Here is a 20430-nt window from a genome sequence, read left to right as displayed (position 1 = left end):
GCATTATGGTACGTCGTAACCTAACGCCGCTTTGCGGATACGGAACCATTGCTGACGCGACATCGTCAGAGACTCCGCCTCAATCGCTGCGCGTACGCGCTCAATTTTACCGGAGCCGATAATCGGCAACGGCTGAGACGGCAGACGTAAAATCCACGCATATACCACCTGCTCTATCGTGGTCGCGTTCAGCTCTTCCGCGATCGCGGCAAGTTCGTTGCGCAGCGGCGCGAATTCATCATCATTAAACAGACGACCGCCGCCAAGACAGGACCACGCCATCGGTCGAATACGCAGTTGCTGTAGCTGATCCAGCGTGCCGTCCAGTAGCAGCGGCTGATGAACCGGTGAAATCTCAACCTGGTTCGTGGCAAGGGTAAACGGCAGACGCGATTGCAGCAGCGTAAACTGGGCCGGGGTAAAGTTAGAGACGCCAAAGTGGCGCACTTTTCCGCTCTGGTGGAGATGCTGGAATGCTTCCGCGACGTCGTCCGCATCCATTAGCGGGTCGGGACGATGGATGAGCAGCAGATCAAGACGGTCGGTCGCCAGATTTTTCAGGGACTGTTCAGCGCTGGCAACAATGTGGTCGCGGTCAGTGATGTAATGGCCGAGTACATTTTCAGCCCGGGCGGTCGTGGCGATACCACACTTCGTTACGATCTGCATCCGCTCACGCAGGTGCGGCGCCAGTTTCAACGCTTCGCCAAACGCGGCCTCACATTGATAACCGCCGTAGATATCCGCATGGTCAACGGTCGTGACGCCCAGATCAAGATGCTCTTCAATAAAGCTGACCAGCTGACGCGCAGACATATTCCAGTCCATCAGACGCCAGTAACCCATCACGAAGCGCGAAAATTCCGGGCCTTGCGGGGCAATAGTGATACGCTGAACCATAACCGCTTCCTCATATATAGATGTTTAGCGAGTATACGCAATTACGGTTTCAAAAGAGTGAGGGTTGTTGAGGTTCTTCCTGCGGGTTCGGTTTGTTTGCGCGTAATTTGCGCATAAGACGCTGGCGACAAAGCCGCAACACGTTCTGCTTCTCGGCGTCGCTCATTTTTTGCCAGTTGAAACGCTCATCCCGACTGCGCAGACAGCCGCGACAAAATCCGCGCTCATCCGACTGACAGATCCCCCGGCACGGGCTTGGGACGGGAAAAAACTCTAACTGCTCGGCCACACTCTCTCCTCAACGAAAGCACTTATGCTTATTGAAGACGCTAACTGGCTTTCTGGCAACCTGACTTGCATTAGACCGATTGGTCTATTACACTCAGCGGCATGAACAAACAGACTGAACATGATACCCGCGAACATCTTCTGGCTACCGGCGAGCAGCTTTGTATGCAGCGTGGCTTCACCGGAATGGGATTGAGCGAGCTGCTCAAAACCGCCGAAGTGCCGAAGGGGTCGTTTTATCACTATTTTCGTTCCAAAGAAGCGTTTGGCGTCGCCATGCTGGAACGGCATTACGCCGGATATCATCAGCGGCTGGCAACGCATTTTGACGCCGGTGCGGGCAACTACCGTGACCGCATTCTGGCTTACTATCAGGAAACCCTGAATCAGTTTTGCCAGCAAGGCACTATCAGCGGCTGTTTGACCGTAAAGCTGTCCGCCGAAGTGTGCGATCTCTCAGAAGATATGCGCACTGCGATGGACAAAGGCGCGCGGCATATTATTACGCTGTTAGCGCAAGCGCTGGAAAAAGGACGCGAAGCCCGCTGTCTCTCTTTTGCTGGCGAGCCGCTGCAACAGGCGCAGATCCTGTATGCGCTGTGGTTAGGCGCGAATCTGCACGCCAAAATTTCTCGCAGTGCCGCCCCGCTTGAAAGCGCGCTGGCACATGTAAAAACGATTATCGCAACGCCTGCGGCTTAACGGGCGTTTTTATTTTCCTTATCACTAGACGACCGGTCTACTTATACCAGGAGCCATTATGTCATCTGAGAAACTGTTTACCCCGCTGAAAGTGGGCGCAATTACGGCAGCAAACCGTGTGTTCATGGCCCCTCTGACGCGTTTGCGCAGCATTGAACCGGGCGACATTCCCACCCCGTTAATGGCCGAGTATTATCGTCAACGTGCCAGCGCCGGGCTAATCATCAGCGAAGCGACGCAGATCTCCGCACAGGCGAAAGGCTATGCGGGCGCGCCGGGTCTGCACAGCGCGGAACAGATCGAGGCATGGAAAAAAATTACCGCTGGCGTTCATGCCGAACAGGGGCACATTGCTGTTCAACTCTGGCATACCGGTCGAATTTCTCATTCCAGCCTGCAACCCGGCGGCCAGCCCCCTGTCTCCGCGTCTGCGATCGGCGCTGGCACCCGTACCTCGCTGCGCGATGAAAACGGTCAGGCCATTCGTGTCGACACCTCAATGCCGCGCGCGCTGGAAACCGACGAGATCCCAGTCATCGTCAACGATTTCCGTCAGGCTATCGCCAATGCGCGTGAAGCCGGTTTCGACCTGGTAGAACTGCATTCCGCCCACGGATATCTGCTGCACCAGTTCCTTTCCCCGACGTCAAACCATCGTACTGACCAGTACGGCGGCAGCGTTGAGAACCGCGCGCGTCTGGTGCTGGAAGTCGTCGATGCCGGTATTCAGGAATGGGGGGCAGATCGAATTGGTATCCGTGTTTCCCCTATCGGCACATTCCAGAATGTCGATAATGGCCCGAATGAAGAAGCCGATGCGCTCTATCTGATTGAGGAACTGGGTAAACGCGGCATTGCCTATCTGCACATGTCCGAACCTGACTGGGCTGGCGGCGAACCGTATACTGACGCCTTCCGTGAGAAAGTTCGCGCCCGCTTCCACGGCCCAATCATTGGCGCAGGCGCCTATACGCCGGAAAAAGCGGAAGACCTGCTCAATAAGGGCCTGATCGACGCCGTCGCGTTTGGCCGGGCATATATTGCTAACCCGGACCTGGTGGCTCGTCTGCAACGCAAAGCAGAACTGAACCCACAACGCGCAGAAAGCTTCTACGGCGGCGGCGCGGAAGGTTACACGGACTATCCTACCCTGTAATCCTGCGTTGGTAGCGGCGTAAAAACGCCGCTATACTAGAACAACATTTTGAATGTATTGACCATTCAGCACTTTTGAGGGGAAAAAGATGCGTTTACTTCATACCATGCTGCGTGTTGGCGACTTGCAGCGTTCCATCGAATTCTACACCAACGTACTGGGCATGAAGCTGCTGCGCACCAGCGAAAACCCGGAATACAAATACTCACTGGCATTCGTGGGTTACGGCCCGGAAAGCGAAGAAGCGGTGATCGAGTTAACTTACAACTGGGGCGTTGATAAGTACGAGCTGGGCACGGCCTATGGCCATATCGCCCTGAGCGTCGACAATGCTGCCGAAGCCTGCGAGCGCATTCGCCAGAACGGCGGTAACGTCACGCGTGAAGCGGGTCCGGTAAAAGGCGGCTCCACCGTCATCGCGTTTGTTGAAGATCCTGATGGCTACAAAATTGAGCTGATTGAAGCCAAAGACGCTGGTCGCGGTCTGGGCAACTAATCTCCCGCCGGGCACAGACTCTCTGTGCCCGTTGTTTTACTGCATCTCAGCGTAAAATTTGCCATAATGCGCGCTGCAATTTTTCCGTATTAAGAGATCCAGATGTCCGATAACGCTCAACTTTCCGGTCTGTGCGACCGTTTTCGTGGTTTTTATCCTGTCGTCATTGATGTCGAAACGGCGGGATTCAATGCCAAAACCGATGCGCTGCTTGAGGTTGCCGCCATCACGCTGAAAATGGATGAACAAGGCTGGCTGATGCCGGACACGACGCTGCATTTCCATGTTGAGCCGTTCGAAGGCGCAAACTTACAGCCCGAAGCGCTTGCCTTTAACGGAATCGATCCTTCTAACCCGCTGCGTGGCGCGGTCAGCGAGTACGATGCGCTGCATGCTATTTTCAAAATGGTGCGCAAGGGAATTAAAGACAGCGGTTGCAATCGTGCGATCATGGTCGCCCATAACGCCACGTTCGATCACAGTTTTATGATGGCCGCCGCTGAGCGCGCTTCGCTGAAACGTAACCCCTTCCACCCCTTCGTGACCTTTGACACTGCGGCCCTGAGCGGCCTGGCGCTGGGACAGACCGTGCTGTCAAAAGCGTGTCTGGCGGCGGGAATGGCGTTTGATGGAACGCAGGCGCACTCTGCGCTATACGACACCGAACGAACGGCCGTTCTGTTTTGCGAAATCGTTAACCGCTGGAAGCGTCTTGGCGGCTGGCCGTTGCCAGTACCAGAAGAGGCATAATCGTGTCGGGTGGCGGTGCCCGCGCATCCAGATAAGCGACGCGCCATCAGGCAAGCACGTTTTCAGCAAAAAAAAAAGCGACCAGATGGTCGCTTTTTTATTTCGGCTGAATTACTCAGCGTCAGGCTCTTCGGTTTTGTATTTTGCCGCAGTCTCTTTGATCAACTGCTGCAACTCACCGCGCTGGTACATTTCAATTAAGATATCGCAGCCGCCAACCAGCTCACCGTCCACCCACAGTTGCGGGAAGGTCGGCCAGTTAGCATATTTCGGCAGCTCGGCGCGGATGTCCGGGTTTTGCAGAATATCGACATAGGCAAAACGTTCACCACAGGCAGAAAGCGCCTGAACAGCCTGCGCGGAAAAACCACAGCTTGGCAGTTTTGGAGAGCCTTTCATGTACAGGAGAATCGGGTTTTCAGCGATCTGGCGCTGGATTTTTTCGATAGTGGTGCTCATTGTCTTGCTTCCTTAAACTTCTTTACGGCAGTAGTCTGACATTGTAGCGGGTCAGGCTGGCAACGGAAAATAACATTTTCATCACGCTTTACTATTTTATCTTCTGAAGCCTTAAGTTGCATTCTAAATATCTCTTATCCACTTAAACAGTATGGAATTGTTTATCTGTTGACCCGTTTCCGCTTTTGTTGCTGCTTTTTTTTGCACTCAATAACGAAACGCGATTTTAGATGACAAAAGCTATTAACTTCCGGGGATTTTATAGATTAGAATCGATGCGTTTTGTAAATCATACGCAGGCATGAATTCGACCTGCCCTTAACCAGAGGATTGCTCAGTGGCGCGGATAAACCGGATCTCGATCACGCTCTGTGCTTTGCTTTTTACCACGCTCCCTTTTACGTCAATGGCGCATGCTTCCCGGCAAGCCAGGGCGACGCCTGCCGCGCATGTCACGAAAACGGCAGATAAGCAGAAGAACACCGCGACCAGCAAGAAAAAAACGAAGACTGCAAAAAAAGCCGTGAGTAAAACCCAAAGTAAAACGGCCTCCACTTCGAAAAAACGTATTGCCTCCCCTGCGAAAACCACCAAAACCAGCAAAACCGCAAGCCGTCGTAGCAAACCCGCCACCACACAAACCGCCGCCGTAACCTGGACGGAAAAATGTACGCCGCGCAAGGGTCGTAAGCCGCATTGTGTCAAAGTAAAAGGCGCCCCGCTTGCCATTGCCGATGCGCATAAAGCGAAAATGCAGAAAGCCACCAACACGGCGATGAATAAATTAATGAATCAGATTGGCAAACCGTATCGTTGGGGCGGAACGTCTCCACGAACCGGTTTTGATTGCAGCGGTCTGGTTTATTACGCGTATAAGGATCTGGTGAAATTCCGCATCCCGCGTACTGCAAATGAAATGTATCATTTGCGTGATGCCGCGCCGATTGAACGTGGCGAACTGAAAAATGGCGATCTCGTGTTCTTCCGTACTCAGGGTCGCGGTACTGCCGATCACGTTGGCGTTTACGTTGGCAACGGCAAATTTATTCAGTCTCCGCGCAGCGGTCAGGAAATACAGATTACCTCTCTTAGCGAAGATTACTGGCAGCGCCATTACGTGGGCGCACGCCGGGTCATGACGCCGAAAACCATTCGATAAAACGTTACCCTGTAGTATGGCTACAGGGTAAGTTCTTCTTTTGTATCACCTTTCAATTTGCTACCCTATCCTTACGTACAATAAGGTTATTGTGCGCACCTAATATAAATATAAGGAGAGAAGCAATGTCGTTTGAATTACCTGCATTACCGTATGCCAAAGATGCTCTTGCACCGCACATTTCTGCTGAGACGCTGGAATATCATTATGGCAAACATCATCAGACCTATGTGACCAACCTTAACAACCTGATCAAAGGCACGCCGTTTGAGGGGAAATCACTGGAAGAGATCGTTCGCAGCGCTGAAGGCGGTGTCTTCAATAACGCGGCCCAGGTCTGGAACCACACCTTCTACTGGAACTGCCTGGCGCCTGATGCTGGCGGCGAACCAACGGGTAAACTGGCTGACGCCATTGTCGCGTCCTTCGGCAGCGTTGCCGATTTCAAAGCGCAGTTCACCGACGCCGCAATTAAGAACTTCGGTTCCGGCTGGACCTGGCTGGTGAAAGGGACGGATGGGAAACTGGCTATCGTCTCTACGTCGAATGCCGGTACGCCGCTGACCACCGACGCCACGCCATTGATGACCGTTGATGTGTGGGAACATGCCTACTATATCGACTACCGCAATGCCCGTCCTGGCTACCTGGAGCACTTCTGGGCGCTGGTAAACTGGGAGTTTGTGGCGAAAAACTTCGCGGCATAAAGAGAATAACGCAGAAGGGAGTCCCTTCTGCGTTTTAATGCTGCGCTCAGCTCGCCACGCAAACGTCTTCAGGCTGTCTGCGCGCAGAGACAAAGACCAGCAACAGCGCAAGCCCTGCCACAATCGCCCCCATCACCGGTACGAAGCTGTAGCCCAAACCACCGGAAATCACTGCGCCCCCCGCCGCTGCGCCAAGCGCATTACCGAGATTAAAGGCACCGATATTGACCGATGAAGAGAGGCCTGGCGCTTCGCTGGCAACCCGCATGACGCGCATTTGTAAAGGCGGAACCACCGCGAACGTCGCCGCCCCCCATACCACCATGCTGATAGCGGCGCCCACTTCATTGCGCGCCAGGAACGGGATCGCCAGCATAATCACCATCAGCAGCAGCAAAAATCCTTTCAGGGTGCCGTTAACCGAACGATCCGCCAGTTTTCCCCCCAGGTAGTTGCCGATAGAAAAGCCAACGCCAATCAGTACCAGCATACCGGTAACGAAAGCAGGCGTTGCATGCATAATGCTGTGCAGCACCGGGGCGATATAGGTATAGAGCGTAAACATCGCGCCTGCGCCCAGAACGGTGGTCAGTAATGCCGATAACACCTGTGGTCGCAACAGCACCGCCAGCTCTTTGCGTACCTCAGGGCGCTCTCCCGCACCGCCTTTCGGCAACGAGAAAAAGAGGCTAATCATTGAAATTACGCCCAGCCCCGCCGTCGCCATGAAGGACATACGCCAGCCAATGGTTTCCCCCAGCCAGGTCGCCGCAGGAACACCGCCAATATTGGCGATCGTCAGCCCCATAAACATGGTGGCGACCGCGCTGGCCTGTTTATGTTTGGGCACGACGCTGGCCGCCACCACCGACCCCAGACCGAAGAAAGCGCCGTGATTCAGGCTGGTCAGAATCCGCGACAACATCAACGTAGTGTAATCCGGCGAGATGGCCGACAGCACATTTCCGAGGGTAAAAATCGCCATCAAAAAAATAAGCGCATTACGACGTGCGCGATGGGAAAGCAGCAGCGTCATCAACGGCGCGCCGACCATCACACCAACGGCATACGCGCTGATTAGCATTCCGGCCGCAGGAATCGAGACATCCACGCCGCGAGCGATAACGGGCAACAAGCCCATAGGAGAGAACTCGGTGGTTCCAATACCAAATGCGCCAATTGCCAGCGCCAGTAAGGGATAATTTATTTTCATACATCGACTCCGCAGCTTCGTGCCGTCACGGGGCACGCAAAAGAGTCAAAAGCATGACATCAATCACAAAACTAATAAAGTAAGCAAAATAGCAAAAGACTTTTACGATTTGGTTAAAAATGAGGAAGAAGAGAGAGGAAAGACAGAGGGAGAATGCTCTCCCTCAGAGGTAAATCAGTTCAGTGCGGCAGTCAGACCGCCCGCGACAATCAGGCCCAGCACAATAATGGTGGTCACTAACGAAAATTTCAGATCGGTGCTCATCAAGTTTTCTCCTTTTTATTCCCACACAAAAAGTGATATTGCGCATTTTTACACACTTGAATGCAAAAATCTCCCATGATTTATATTGATAAGCGCTTTTAACTCTTCCCCTTTTCGTCAAGATCAGACAAAATTCCACGCTTACTTGATTAGCGTACCGGCCATTGCCCCCTTCCTGATGTTCCGTGTCGTTTTCCCGGCGTGCCGCAACCCTGACGTTGCGATCAAGGTGTGTAAAGGCAAACGTTTACTTACAGTATTTTCAGGAGTTCAGGATATGGTCTGGAGTGAGATGTAATGGCAACAATTAAAGATGTGGCGAAGCGAGCAAACGTTTCCACTACAACCGTATCACACGTAATTAACAAAACGCGCTTCGTTGCGGAAGAGACGCGCAACGCGGTATGGGCAGCCATTAAAGAACTGCACTACTCTCCCAGCGCGGTTGCCCGCAGCCTGAAGGTTAACCACACCAAATCGATTGGTTTGCTGGCGACCAGCAGCGAAGCCGCCTATTTTGCTGAAATTATCGAAGCCGTTGAAAAGAACTGTTTCCAGAAAGGATATACGCTGATTCTGGGCAACGCCTGGAACAACCTGGAAAAGCAGCGCGCGTACCTCTCCATGATGGCGCAAAAACGCGTGGATGGCCTGCTGGTCATGTGTTCCGAATACCCTGAGTCCCTGCTCTCTATGCTTGAAGAGTATCGCCATATCCCGATGGTGGTGATGGACTGGGGCGAAGCCAAAGCGGACTTTACCGATACGGTCATTGATAACGCCTTTGCAGGTGGCTATATGGCCGGTCGTTATCTGGTTGAACGCGGCCACCGTGAAATTGGCGTGATCCCCGGCCCAATGGAACGCAACACCGGCGCAGGTCGTCTGGCTGGCTTTATGAAAGCGATGGAAGAAGCGCTGATAAACGTACCAGAAAACTGGATCGTTCAGGGTGATTTCGAGCCGGAATCAGGCTACCGCGCGATGCAGCAAATGATCTCCCAGTCTCACCGCCCGACGGCCGTATTCTGCGGTGGCGACATTATGGCGATGGGCGCGTTGTGCGCCGCTGACGAGATGGGGCTGCGCGTACCGCAGGATATCTCGGTCATCGGCTACGACAACGTGCGCAACGCGCGTTACTTTACGCCTGCGCTGACGACGATTCACCAGCCGAAAGATTCTCTGGGTGAAACGGCCTTCAATATGCTGCTTGACCGTATCGTCAACAAACGCGAAGAATCGCAGTCCATTGAGGTGCATCCGCGTCTGATTGAGCGTCGCTCTGTCACCGATGGCCCGTTCCGCGACTATCGCCGTTAATCCCCTTCTGCGGGAGCCTCTTCCGGCTCCCGTAACCACTCTTTATTCAGTGTTTCGCTGTCGCCCAGATAGTCCAGTAACCAGGCCAGCGCGGGCGACGTGTCGTTCTGCTGCCACGTCAGACAGCACGCCGCATCAGGAAACGGATTCTCAAGCTGTAGCGCCACCCATTTCCCGCTGTCGATCCACGGCTTAGCAAAGTGGGTCGGCACCATTCCCACACACAGTCCCGCGGAAAGGCAGGTCGCTGAAGATTCCCAGTCCGGCACCACCACGCGTTTTTGGTTATCCAGCAGCCAGGTGATGCGCTTCGGAAGCGTACGCGAGGTATCCTCCCGGACCAGCGACGGCCAGTTGCGCAACGTGTCGTCACTGAGCGGGCCAGCCATTGACGCCAGCGGATGATGGCGGGCGACCACGCAGCTCCAGCTCAGCATCCCCATATCGCGAAAGGTGTAGCGTCCCCCAACCGGAATGGCCTGCGTCGCGCCGATAGCCAGCTCCACGCGCCCGTCCGACAGCGCATCCCAGACGCCGTTAAATACCTCCTGAAAGACCAGCAATTCCACATCATCAAAATGACGATAAAAATCAACAATCATCTGCCGGGTGCGCTCCGGCTTAACAATATTGTCGACCGCAATCGCCAGTTGCCCCCGCCAGCCGTTGGCTATCTGCTGGCACTGCTGCCGGGTGATCTGCATTTTTTTGATAACAGAGCGCCCTTCCTTTAAAAACCATGCCCCGGCGGGGGTCAGTTCAACGTCCCGATGGCGTCGTTCGAAAAGCGGCACCGCCAGCCACTCCTCCAGTTGACGGACGGTGTAGCTCACCGCAGAAGGCACGCGGTGCAACTCCTGCGCCGCAGAACTAAAACTGCCATTACGGGCAACGGCATCAACCACTTCGAGTGAATATTCTGACCACATATTCTGCCTGCAAAAATTTTGAATCCAGTAGCCAAATATTAGCGTTTCACAAGCAGAATTTCACTCCCTACACTCAGCGGCAATGTCTTACTTCTGGAAAAGAGAAACAATTATGCAACCCGGAAAAGGTTTTTTAGTCTGGCTGGCGGGTCTCAGCGTGCTGGGCTTTCTGGCAACAGATATGTATCTGCCTGCGTTCGCGGCAATTCAGGCCGACCTGCAAACACCGGCGGCGGCTGTCAGCGCCAGCCTCAGTCTGTTCCTGGCCGGTTTCGCCGTCGCGCAACTGCTGTGGGGGCCGCTGTCAGACCGTTACGGGCGTAAACCCATTTTGCTGCTGGGTCTCTCCATCTTTGCGCTGGGCAGTCTGGGGATGATGTGGGTCGAAAGCGCTACCGGGCTGCTGGTACTGCGTTTTATTCAGGCGGTGGGAGTTTGTGCCGCTACGGTGATCTGGCAGGCGCTGGTGACGGATTATTATCCAACGCAAAAAATTAATCGCATCTTCGCCACCATTATGCCGCTGGTCGGTTTATCGCCCGCCCTTGCGCCTTTACTCGGCAGTTGGATCCTGACGCATTTTTCCTGGCAGGCCATTTTTGCCACGCTGTTCATCATTACGCTGATATTGATGCTGCCCGCCTTACGCTTAAAGCCAACAACAAAAGCACATGACCACAGCCAGGAAAAACTGACCTTCGCCAGCCTGCTGCGTTCACAAACTTATCGCGGCAACGTCCTGATTTACGCCGCCTGCTCCGCCAGCTTTTTTGCCTGGCTGACGGGTTCCCCGTTTATCCTCAGCGAAATGGGCTATAGCCCGGCGGTGATTGGCCTGAGCTATGTACCGCAGACCATCGCGTTCCTGGTGGGCGGTTACGGTTGCCGCGCGGCGCTGCAAAAATGGCAGGGTCAACAGCTGTTGCCCTGGTTACTGGTTCTCTATGCGCTGAGCGTGGTCGCCACCTGGGGCGCCAGCTTCATCAGCCATGTTTCGCTGACGGAGATCCTGATTCCATTCTGTGTGATGGCTATCGCGAACGGTGCGATCTACCCTATCGTGGTCGCCCAGGCGCTGCGCCCCTTCCCACAAGCGACCGGACGCGCAGCAGCCTTACAGAACACGCTGCAACTGGGTCTGTGTTTCCTGGCAAGCCTGGTCGTTTCGTGGCTGATCAGTACGCCGCTGCTTACCACCACCAGCGTAATGCTGTCGACGGTGGCTCTGGCGGCGCTGGGATACTGGCTGCAACTTCAGGCGCAGGAACCGGCCGCGCGCGCAGCAAACACCGAAGTTGCGCACAGCGAATCTCACTAAAAATGTTCAACAACAGGTAATTAGCTCGCTAACAATTTTCGGTTGTATCATCGAATTTTGAGGCCTATACTAAATTTCGGTTGTTAATATTACGATAATTATTATGCGTTAACGGGAACCGGAGCGTTCCCGTTTCACCACGGATGGCCTTTTCGGTAAGGGTTCCTCCCTTCCTCTGTTCTACGTCGGATAATAGACTCGCGGAATTATTCCGTGAGATTTCTCACAAAGCCCAAAAAGCGTCTACGCTGTTTTAAGGTTCTGATCACCGACCAAGTGATGGAGAAGCTATGAGTTCATCGTGTATAGAAGAAGTCAGCGTACCAGATGATGACTGGTATCGTATCACCAACGAATTGCTGGGCCGTGCGGGTATCGCCATCAATGGCACTGCCCCAGCGGATATTCGTGTTAAAAACCCCGATTTTTTCAAACGTGTATTACAGGAAGGATCGCTGGGGTTAGGTGAAAGTTATATGGATGGCTGGTGGGAATGCGACCGACTGGACATGTTTTTTAGTAAAGTCTTACGAGCCGGGCTCGAAAACCAACTCCCCCACCATTTCAAAGATACGCTGCGTATCGCGGGCGCACGCCTGTTCAACTTACAAAGTAAAAAACGCGCCTGGATAGTCGGGAAAGAACATTACGATCTCGGCAACGATCTTTTCTCCCGCATGCTCGACCCGTATATGCAATATTCCTGCGCTTACTGGAAAGATGCCGACACACTGGAATCCGCCCAGCAAGCGAAGCTGAAGCTCATTTGTGAAAAACTACAGTTGCAGCCGGGTATGCGCGTGCTGGATATCGGATGCGGCTGGGGTGGCTTGTCCCAGTTTATGGCGTCCAATTATGACGTCAGCGTCGTTGGCGTCACGATTTCCGCCGAGCAGCAAAAGATGGCCCAGGAACGTTGCGCAGGTCTGGACGTTTCTATTCGGCTACAGGATTACCGCGACCTTAACGATCAGTTTGATCGCATTGTGTCCGTTGGTATGTTTGAACACGTCGGGCCGAAGAACTATAAAACCTATTTTGAAGTGGTCGACCGTAATTTGAAACCGGACGGTATTTTCCTGCTCCACACTATCGGTTCCAAAAAGACGGATAATAATGTCGACCCGTGGATCAATAAGTATATTTTCCCGAACGGGTGCCTGCCGTCTGTTCGCCAGATTGCGAATGCCAGCGAATCGCATTTCGTGATGGAAGACTGGCACAACTTTGGCGCAGATTACGACACCACCCTGATGGCCTGGTATTCTCGCTTTATCAACGGCTGGCCGGAAATTGCAGATAATTACACCGAACGGTTTAAACGCATGTTCAGTTATTATCTGAATGCATGCGCCGGGGCGTTTCGCGCCCGTGATATACAGCTATGGCAGGTGGTTTTTTCTCGCGGCGTCGAACACGGCCTGCGTATTCCCCGCTAATCCTGATAACCCCCGCGCTGCGGGGGTTTTTACGTCGGGTTACGCGTCGCCTGCATGCAGATTCGCCGCGCTTTCCCGTGCCGCCAGCACGCGCTCGACGGTGTCAACAACCGCCTGGGTTTGCGGATCAATTTCGATATTGACGCGAGCGCCCAGTTTTTTCTTACCCAGCGTGGTGCGTTCCAGCGTCTCCGGGATCAGATGAACGCAAAAGCGCGTTGGCGTCACTTCCCCTACCGTCAGACTGATGCCATCGATGCCGATGAATCCCTTATACAGGATATATTTCATCAGCTGCGGGTCCTGAACTTTAAACCAGACCTGACGATTATTCTCAGAGGTCAGAATTTTCGAAATTTCAGCCGTGGTCATAATGTGACCCGACATTAAATGCCCGCCAATCTCATCGCTGAATTTCGCCGCACGCTCCACGTTAACGAGATCGCCGACGCTCAGATCGCCAAGATTGGTAATGCGTAACGTCTCTTTCATCAGGTCAAAGCTGATCTGATTACCGTTTATTTCAGTGACGGTCAGGCAACAGCCGTTGTGCGCCACCGATGCGCCAGTCTCCAGCGCGTCCAGCATGTGTTCAGGTAATTCCACGACATGCGTGCGGAAATTCGGTTTTTCATCAATCGACACCAGTTTCGCGGTGCCCTGCACAATACCTGTAAACATACCTGCAACTCCTGAAATCAGTTAATACATCTCTGCCCAGCACAATAGCAGGTGGAAAATCAGGTTGCCAGCAAAGCGCTAAAAGCACCTGTTTTTTCACTGGAGAATTACGTATTCCTCGCTACAATAGACTGAAATTTCCCCTGCATTTTCTTCTTGCTGCCATTTAAGGCGGCTTTTTTAGTCTCTCAAATAACAACAAATAATAGGTGTATACGTGCAGAAGTATATCAGTGAAGCGCGTCAGTTATTAGCTCTGGCAATACCGGTGATTCTTGCGCAAATCGCCCAAACCGCGATGGGATTCGTCGATACCGTGATGGCTGGCGGGTACAGCGCCACGGATATGGCTGCCGTCGCTATCGGCACATCTATCTGGCTGCCCGCCATTCTGTTTGGTCATGGGCTGTTACTGGCTCTGACCCCGGTTATCGCGCAGCTCAACGGCTCTGGCCGCCGCGAACGCATCGCTCACCAGGTGCGACAAGGCTTCTGGCTGGCGGGCTGTGTGTCCGTTCTCATTATGTTTGTGCTATGGAATGCCGGATACATTATCCGTTCTATGCATAACATTGATCCTGCGCTGGCGGATAAAGCCGTGGGCTATCTTCGCGCGCTCCTGTGGGGCGCGCCGGGATACCTGTTCTTTCAGGTTGCGCGTAACCAGTGCGAAGGTCTGGCAAAAACCAAACCCGGCATGGTCATGGGCTTCCTTGGCCTGCTGGTCAACATTCCGGTGAACTATATATTCATCTATGGCCACTTCGGTATGCCGGAACTCGGCGGCGTGGGCTGCGGCGTTGCCACGGCGGCGGTCTATTGGGTGATGTTTATCGCGATGGCCTCGTATGTGAAACGTGCGCGTTCAATGCGCGATATCCGCAACGAGCGCGGATTCAGCAAGCCGGATACGGCGGTCGTGAAACGTCTGGTACAGCTAGGTTTGCCGATCGCCCTGGCGCTGTTTTTTGAAGTCACCCTGTTTGCCGTGGTGGCGCTGTTGGTTTCACCGCTGGGTATTGTGGATGTCGCAGGCCACCAGATTGCCCTGAACTTCAGTTCGCTGATGTTCGTATTGCCGATGTCGCTGGCGGCTGCGGTTACCATCCGCGTGGGCTATCGACTTGGCCAGGGCTCAACGCTGGATGCCCAGACAGCCGCCAGAACCGGACTGGGCGTCGGGGTTTGCATGGCCGTTATCACCGCAATTTTTACCGTGACGTTACGTGAGCCTATCGCCCTGCTCTATAACGACAATCCTGAAGTGGTCACGCTCGCCGCGCAACTGATGCTGCTGGCGGCGGTGTATCAAATTTCCGATTCGATCCAGGTTATCGGCAGCGGTATTTTGCGTGGTTATAAAGATACGCGGTCGATTTTCTTTATTACCTTTACAGCTTACTGGGTGCTGGGATTACCGAGCGGTTATATCCTCGCGCTGACCGATCTGGTGGTGGATCGCATGGGACCGGCCGGGTTCTGGATGGGCTTTATTATCGGCCTGACGTCTGCGGCTATTATGATGATGCTGCGTATGCGATACCTGCAACGCCAGTCATCAGCGATTATTTTGCAGCGCGCTGCGCGATAAATCAGCAATAGCCGCCGAACGGCGGCTATTCTCTCGACATTTTGCGCGTTTCCTCTGCAATCGAGTGAAATCAGGAAGAAAATTACGTTTTCCCTCTTGCCTCATTCCGGCTCTGCCGCTAATATTCATCCCCGTTGTCACCTGCAACATTGCGTTCATAGCTCAGTTGGTTAGAGCACCACCTTGACATGGTGGGGGTCGTTGGTTCGAGTCCAATTGAACGCACCATCCTGCGTCTGTAGCTCAGTTGGTTAGAGCACCACCTTGACATGGTGGGGGTCGATGGTTCGAGTCCATTCAGACGCACCATTCTTTATCCACACAGCACACTGTTCCCACAAATCTTTCCTGAATTCATGGTTTGACCATTGTACAGACCAACAACCGCAACTGTCCCTTCACGCCTGCTGCCCTGATATTAATTATCTTACTGATTTTATTCTATTTAATAACCTAAAATTGCCGCTAATGGCAGCGCGCTCGCACGCCTAAAAATGTAAATGATAATCATTATTGCATTGCAAATGAGAAATATTGCTAATAAATTATTTCACGCAATTTCTCTTTTAACAATGGCAAGTGATTAATATCATGATAAAAAAGGCATATAAATTATCGCTTTTGAGTTCGCTTATTGCAGGGAGTCTGGCAATTCCTGCGGTACAGGCTGACGACATCAAAACAGCGGCAAACCAGAAAGCAGAACAAACAAACGCCAGTAACCCACCTGAGAAACAGGCTGCCCGCGACAAAGAAATAAACAGCGGCGAAACCATGGTCGTGACGGCCAAAGAACAGACGCTCCAGGCCCCCGGCGTCTCTATCATTGACAGCGAAGCCATTAAAAAACGGCCGATACAGCGCGACGTCGCTGAGATCATTCGCACCATGCCGGGCGTCAATCTCACCGGGAACTCTAACAGCGGACAACGCGGGAATAACCGCCAGATTGATATCCGCGGCATGGGGCCGGAGAACACTCTGATTCTGATTGACGGTATGCCTGTCTCCAGCCGCAACTCGGTGCGCTATGGCTGGAGCGATGAGCGCGATACCCGTGGCGACACCAACTGGGTGCCGCCAGAAATGATCGAGCGCATTGAGGTCATCCGTGGCCCGGCCGCCGCGATGTACGGCAGTGGCGCAATGGGCGGGGTCGTCAATATCATCACCAAACCGGCGACGGACGAATGGCACGGCAGTTTAAATACCTATTACAACTTTCCACAGCACAAATCCGAAGGCAGCACCAAACGCTATAACGGCAGTTTAAGCGGCGCGCTGGCGGATAATCTGACCCTGCGAGTCTACGGTAACTGGAATAAAACGCAGGCTGATGCCCAGGATATCAACGAAAACCACACGACCCCGCGTATCGGTTCTTATGCCGGTAGCTACCCCGCTGGCCGTGAAGGTTTTATCAATAAAGACATCAATTCAGCTCTGCGCTGGGAATTTATGCCGATGCAGGCGCTGGAACTAGGGGCCGGCTACAGTCGCCACGGCAACCTGTATGCCGGTGATACGCAAAACACCAACAGCAACGCGCTGGTAAAAAAATATTATGGCAAAGAAACAAACGTTCTCTACCGCCAGACGCTCAGCCTGAAATATACTGGCGCCTGGGACAGCGGCGTCACCACCAATAACTATGTGCAGTTTGAAAAAACGCGTAATACCCGCCTCAATGAAGGCCTCTCTGGCGGCATCTCGGGGATTTTCAGCCCGTCAAATGAAGGGTTCTCGACCATTTCGTTGTATGACACCAACCTGCACTCGGAAGTGAATATTCCGCTTGACCTGTGGGTTAGCCAGACGCTGACCTTTGGCGCGGAATTTAACCACCAGGCGATGAAAGATCCGTCGTCGAATACCGAATCCACCACCGGCGGGGGCTCGGTTCCGGGGATTGCCGATATCGGGCGCAGCAAATACAGCTCAGCGGATATTTACGGCATCTTTGCGGAAGATAACCTTGAACTGACGGACAGCACTCGTCTGACTCCTGCCGTTCGCTTCAACCACCAGAGTATTAGCGGCAGTAACTGGAGTCCGTCACTGAACCTCTCCCAGGAACTGGGCGGCGACTTCACGTTGAAACTGGGTATTGCCCGCGCATGGAAAGCACCAAATTTGTATCAGACCAACCCCAATTACCTGTTGTTCAGTAAAGGCCAGGGATGCTACGGCGGCGGCGCCTGCTATCTGCAAGGCAACCGCGACCTGAAAGCAGAAACCAGCGTCAATAAAGAGGTAGGGATTGAATATAATCATGATGAAGTGCAGGCCGGGCTGACCTGGTATCGCAACGACTACCATGACAAGATTGCAGCCGGTGACTCGGTTGCGGGCAAAGCCACCTCCGCAAATATTTATCAATGGGAAAACGTGCCAAAAGCCGTCGTTCAGGGGCTGGAAGGGACGTTCAATTTCCCGCTCGCCGATACGCTGAAGATGAAAAATAACTTCACCTATATCATCGAGAACAAGAATAAGAAGAGCGGAGATTACCTGTCGGTTATTCCCAAATACACCATCAACTCAACGCTGGAGTGGCAGGCCGCTAACGATCTGTCGGTGCAGGGTACGCTGACGTGGTATGGCCGCCAGAAACCGAAAAAATACACTTATCAAGGGAACCCCACTTCGGGCAGCGAAACCCGACAGGTATCGCCTTATGCGCTGGTGGGCATGAGTGCGACTTACGCGGTGACGAAATATGTGGATGTAACCGCAGGGATCGATAACCTGTTCGACAAGCGCCACTTCCGTGAAGGAAATGCCCAGACTACCGGTAACGCCACCACGGGCGCGTATCTGTGGGGAGCCGGTGCGAACACCTATAACGAACCTGGCCGCACCTACTACATGCAGGTGGGGCTACACTTCTGACGACCACCAGACTCGCATCATAGCGTAATGGCTAAGGGCGGCTTCCCGCCGCCCTCTTCACTCACTGCCCGGTTAATCGCAGCGCGCTGCCCCGGGAGTCTCCTCCGCGCTCATATTCAGTAACGCGCTCTGAAAAGAGGCGGTGAACATCGGCCCGTGCGTCAATCCCGGGTAATTCCACCAGGCAACCGCAAGCCCGTCTTTTTGCAGGGCGGAAACGGCGTCGCGGGTTTTATTCAGGATATCGGAAACCGGAGTCTGCGCATTTTTCCCCGGTGAAGCGGAACCTTCCATGAAAAATAAACGCTTATGGCAATTTTTCGCGGCATCCATTGTGGTTAACCGGGTTAACAACGAGGAATTGTCTCTTCCCAGCGATGGGCTGGCGCTGTAGTAAAACTGAAAAAATGACGACGACAGCCACGAATCAAGGACGAATAAGCCGCCGTAGGAGTGTCCCCATACGCCGCGTCGTTCAGGATCGATGTTGATCCCTTGTTCCGTTTGCGGCGCGATACGCGTCTCCAGCAGTCGACGGAAGTCCCCACTGCCGCCACCCGGTCGACGATAGCGCCCCTCCGCCCCGCTTTTCACTTCCAGCGCGGGCGTATAATCATAGGCTCTGCCGTTCAGATCAAAGGGTAAGTGGGTCTGGTAGCCGATGGCGACAATAACGGGGGGCGTTTTTTCCGCCAGTTGTTTCAGCAAGTCCTCCGTCAGGCGATCCATCACCGCATTGCCATCCAGCATATACAGAACCGGATAACCCGACGCTGGCGGCGTTTTATCAGGAACGCCGGTCCAGACCTTGTAGTGCCTTTTTCCGTCGGCGGAGTCGAAATTTTCAACCCTGAAATGGTAAAACGCGGAACCCCGATCGGCGATATTCGGTCCCAGCGGCTCCATATCCGGCCTGGCATACCCTTTCGCGCCATACAGCAGAGTAATGCAAGAGATTGCTAAAAACGGTGCCATGCGACGACGCCCGTTTCGATACTCACGGCCATACATCTCTTCGTTATTCCTTTTTTTACAGGTGAAATTCAGATTTTTGCAACATTACATACAGTTACCCGAAAGGCTCTGCGGGTCAAGTAAACCGTTACGGCCTTCATTCACATTTAAAATTCTGGTGAATGTACTTTAATCACTTATTTCGCAAAACAATATAAGTTTGTGCAAAGTCTCACAGTAACCTATTTTTATGCGCGTTATAGTGGCGACAACAGCAAATAAACAAGGCCTCTATTCGTTATGAAAAACATCTTTACACTGACATTCCTCGCGCTAAGCTGCCTTTCCACACACGCTATAGCCAGTGAAAAACTTGCCGGTAATGAAATTCTCGCCGTTCAGAAAGGCGGTGTCCCGGATAAGATTTATGAAAACAACAAGCCTCATTTAAGAATTGCGACCTATAACATCGGCAAAAATGAAGCGTCCGAAAATGTAGCTGATTTCACGTCGCTTAATGCCGCTATCAAAAAAATTGCAGCCGATATCATTGCGGTTCCAGAGGTTGATAATAAAACCGCAAGAAGCCAAAAGATTGATCAATTGAAAACGATCGCTGATGCAAATAACTATCACTATGCCTTTGGTAAGGCGCTGGATTTTGATGGTGGTGAATACGGGCTCGGCATTTTATCGAAATACAAAATTCAGCATACTCAGGTTATCAATTTACCCTCAGGCGATGCAGAACAACGGGTAGCATTACTGGCGCAAATTGCGGTTCCAGGTTTCGATACGCCGGTACTGGTCATGGTTACCCACCTTGACTGGCAAAAAGATCCCACCATGCGAATTGAGCAAGTCCGCCATCTGCTGGATGTCAGTATTGGCGATGCGTCATCCGATTTTAAAGATATCGCCTCTTCAATAAAAATTCTGGCTGGCGATTTCAACTCTACCCGTGACGAACAGCCGTTAAAAGAAATTGGCTATTTCTTTAATCCGGTTGAGAAACAGGGGACGGATTATCGTACATGGCCTGCGGTTAACCCGGCGATTGATATTGACCACATCTTCACTTTCAAGGGGCAAAAATGGGATGTGAAGAAAATAGAAATTCCGCATAACTCCCCTGCTTTCACCTGGTCGTCGGCAAGCGATCATCTCCCCTTTATCGCGGATATGGAACTCACCGAGCAGTAACCTATT

20 protein-coding genes and 2 tRNA genes are annotated in these 20430 nt (G+C 53.0%); 14 read left to right on the top strand and 8 right to left on the bottom strand.

Going from position 1 to position 20430, the window contains the following annotated elements; translation table 11 throughout:
• Positions 1 to 3 precede the first annotated feature (3 nt).
• Positions 4 to 900: an aldo/keto reductase gene (locus OGV82_RS19470; RefSeq protein ID WP_012132531.1), complete on the bottom strand. Its 897-nt coding sequence runs from the start codon at positions 898 to 900 to the stop codon at positions 4 to 6.
• 49 nt (positions 901 to 949) lie between these two features.
• On the bottom strand, positions 950 to 1189 hold the full coding sequence (locus OGV82_RS19465; RefSeq protein WP_047457260.1) for a DUF1289 domain-containing protein: 240 nt from the start codon (positions 1187 to 1189) through the stop codon (positions 950 to 952).
• 101 nt (positions 1190 to 1290) lie between these two features.
• Between OGV82_RS19465 and OGV82_RS19460 the strand changes: the two genes are divergently transcribed.
• The 4 genes from OGV82_RS19460 to rnt all read left to right on the top strand — a co-directional run bounded on the left by OGV82_RS19460 (position 1291) and on the right by rnt (position 4292).
• Positions 1291 to 1890 (top strand): TetR/AcrR family transcriptional regulator, encoded by a 600-nt coding sequence (locus OGV82_RS19460; protein ID WP_047457263.1) that lies wholly within the window; start codon positions 1291 to 1293, stop codon positions 1888 to 1890.
• Between the two features lie 58 nt (positions 1891 to 1948).
• The gene (locus OGV82_RS19455) at positions 1949 to 3046 is read left to right on the top strand and encodes an alkene reductase (RefSeq protein ID WP_047457267.1); all 1098 of its coding nucleotides are present in this window, start codon (positions 1949 to 1951) and stop codon (positions 3044 to 3046) included.
• An 88-nt stretch (positions 3047 to 3134) separates the two neighbouring features.
• On the top strand, positions 3135 to 3542 hold the full coding sequence (gloA, locus tag OGV82_RS19450; protein WP_024130371.1) for a lactoylglutathione lyase: 408 nt from the start codon (positions 3135 to 3137) through the stop codon (positions 3540 to 3542).
• A 102-nt stretch (positions 3543 to 3644) separates the two neighbouring features.
• Positions 3645 to 4292 carry a ribonuclease T gene (rnt, locus tag OGV82_RS19445; RefSeq protein WP_047457270.1) on the top strand — a complete coding sequence of 216 codons (648 nt, stop codon included), beginning with the start codon at positions 3645 to 3647 and terminating at the stop codon, positions 4290 to 4292.
• Between the two features lie 111 nt (positions 4293 to 4403).
• On the opposite strand, the gene grxD is transcribed toward rnt, so the two are convergent.
• Complete coding sequence (gene grxD / locus OGV82_RS19440) at positions 4404 to 4751, bottom strand: monothiol glutaredoxin 4 (protein ID WP_003832760.1); 348 nt, start codon at positions 4749 to 4751, stop codon at positions 4404 to 4406.
• A gap of 337 nt (positions 4752 to 5088) precedes the next feature.
• Here grxD and OGV82_RS19435 point away from each other — a divergent pair, with 337 nt between their 5' ends.
• Positions 5089 to 5910: a C40 family peptidase gene (locus OGV82_RS19435; protein WP_047457273.1), complete on the top strand. Its 822-nt coding sequence runs from the start codon at positions 5089 to 5091 to the stop codon at positions 5908 to 5910.
• A 125-nt stretch (positions 5911 to 6035) separates the two neighbouring features.
• Entirely contained in the window at positions 6036 to 6617 is a 582-nt protein-coding gene (gene sodB / locus OGV82_RS19430; protein WP_047457276.1) for a superoxide dismutase [Fe], read from the top strand.
• Between the two features lie 46 nt (positions 6618 to 6663).
• Here the strand turns inward: sodB and OGV82_RS19425 are convergent, their stop codons facing one another.
• Positions 6664 to 7830 carry an MFS transporter gene (locus OGV82_RS19425; RefSeq protein ID WP_101744287.1) on the bottom strand — a complete coding sequence of 389 codons (1167 nt, stop codon included), beginning with the start codon at positions 7828 to 7830 and terminating at the stop codon, positions 6664 to 6666.
• A 174-nt stretch (positions 7831 to 8004) separates the two neighbouring features.
• Positions 8005 to 8094, bottom strand: a complete 90-nt coding sequence (gene cydH / locus OGV82_RS19420) for a cytochrome bd-I accessory subunit CydH (protein WP_096753851.1) — start codon at positions 8092 to 8094, stop codon at positions 8005 to 8007.
• A 297-nt stretch (positions 8095 to 8391) separates the two neighbouring features.
• Here cydH and purR point away from each other — a divergent pair, with 297 nt between their 5' ends.
• Complete coding sequence (purR, locus tag OGV82_RS19415; protein ID WP_047457279.1) at positions 8392 to 9417, top strand: HTH-type transcriptional repressor PurR; 1026 nt, start codon at positions 8392 to 8394, stop codon at positions 9415 to 9417.
• Here purR and punR read toward each other — a convergent pair.
• Complete coding sequence (punR, locus tag OGV82_RS19410; RefSeq protein ID WP_012132545.1) at positions 9414 to 10346, bottom strand: DNA-binding transcriptional activator PunR; 933 nt, start codon at positions 10344 to 10346, stop codon at positions 9414 to 9416. The two genes, purR and punR, sit on opposite strands and share 4 nt — an antisense overlap.
• A 112-nt stretch (positions 10347 to 10458) precedes the next feature.
• On the opposite strand from punR, the gene punC reads away from it, so the two are divergent.
• Positions 10459 to 11664: a purine nucleoside transporter PunC gene (gene punC, locus OGV82_RS19405; protein WP_024130373.1), complete on the top strand. Its 1206-nt coding sequence runs from the start codon at positions 10459 to 10461 to the stop codon at positions 11662 to 11664.
• A gap of 290 nt (positions 11665 to 11954) precedes the next feature.
• Entirely contained in the window at positions 11955 to 13103 is a 1149-nt protein-coding gene (cfa, locus tag OGV82_RS19400) for a cyclopropane fatty acyl phospholipid synthase (RefSeq protein WP_012132548.1), read from the top strand.
• 39 nt (positions 13104 to 13142) lie between these two features.
• On the opposite strand, the gene OGV82_RS19395 is transcribed toward cfa, so the two are convergent.
• The gene (locus OGV82_RS19395) at positions 13143 to 13784 is read right to left on the bottom strand and encodes a riboflavin synthase (RefSeq protein ID WP_012132549.1); all 642 of its coding nucleotides are present in this window, start codon (positions 13782 to 13784) and stop codon (positions 13143 to 13145) included.
• 217 nt (positions 13785 to 14001) lie between these two features.
• Here OGV82_RS19395 and mdtK point away from each other — a divergent pair, with 217 nt between their 5' ends.
• The 4 genes from mdtK to OGV82_RS19375 all read left to right on the top strand — a co-directional run bounded on the left by mdtK (position 14002) and on the right by OGV82_RS19375 (position 18267).
• A complete protein-coding gene (gene mdtK, locus OGV82_RS19390; protein WP_047457282.1) occupies positions 14002 to 15375 on the top strand; it encodes a multidrug efflux MATE transporter MdtK in 1374 nt (457 codons plus the stop codon).
• A 151-nt stretch (positions 15376 to 15526) separates the two neighbouring features.
• A tRNA-Val gene (locus OGV82_RS19385) sits at positions 15527 to 15603 on the top strand.
• Positions 15604 to 15607: 4 nt separating this feature from the next.
• Positions 15608 to 15684: transfer RNA gene (locus tag OGV82_RS19380), tRNA-Val, on the top strand.
• A 282-nt stretch (positions 15685 to 15966) separates the two neighbouring features.
• On the top strand, positions 15967 to 18267 hold the full coding sequence (locus OGV82_RS19375; protein WP_047457285.1) for a TonB-dependent siderophore receptor: 2301 nt from the start codon (positions 15967 to 15969) through the stop codon (positions 18265 to 18267).
• Between the two features lie 72 nt (positions 18268 to 18339).
• Here the strand turns inward: OGV82_RS19375 and OGV82_RS19370 are convergent, their stop codons facing one another.
• Positions 18340 to 19278: an alpha/beta hydrolase gene (locus OGV82_RS19370; RefSeq protein ID WP_024130374.1), complete on the bottom strand. Its 939-nt coding sequence runs from the start codon at positions 19276 to 19278 to the stop codon at positions 18340 to 18342.
• Positions 19279 to 19521: 243 nt separating this feature from the next.
• On the opposite strand from OGV82_RS19370, the gene OGV82_RS19365 reads away from it, so the two are divergent.
• Positions 19522 to 20424, top strand: a complete 903-nt coding sequence (locus tag OGV82_RS19365) for an endonuclease/exonuclease/phosphatase family protein (RefSeq protein WP_047457289.1) — start codon at positions 19522 to 19524, stop codon at positions 20422 to 20424.
• The last annotated feature ends 6 nt before the right edge of the window (positions 20425 to 20430 follow it).

This window comes from Citrobacter sp. CK191 (assembly GCF_030333435.1).
GTDB classification, from domain to species: Bacteria; Pseudomonadota; Gammaproteobacteria; order Enterobacterales; family Enterobacteriaceae; genus Citrobacter_B; species Citrobacter_B koseri.
This window is presented reverse-complemented; position numbering and strand designations above follow the sequence as displayed.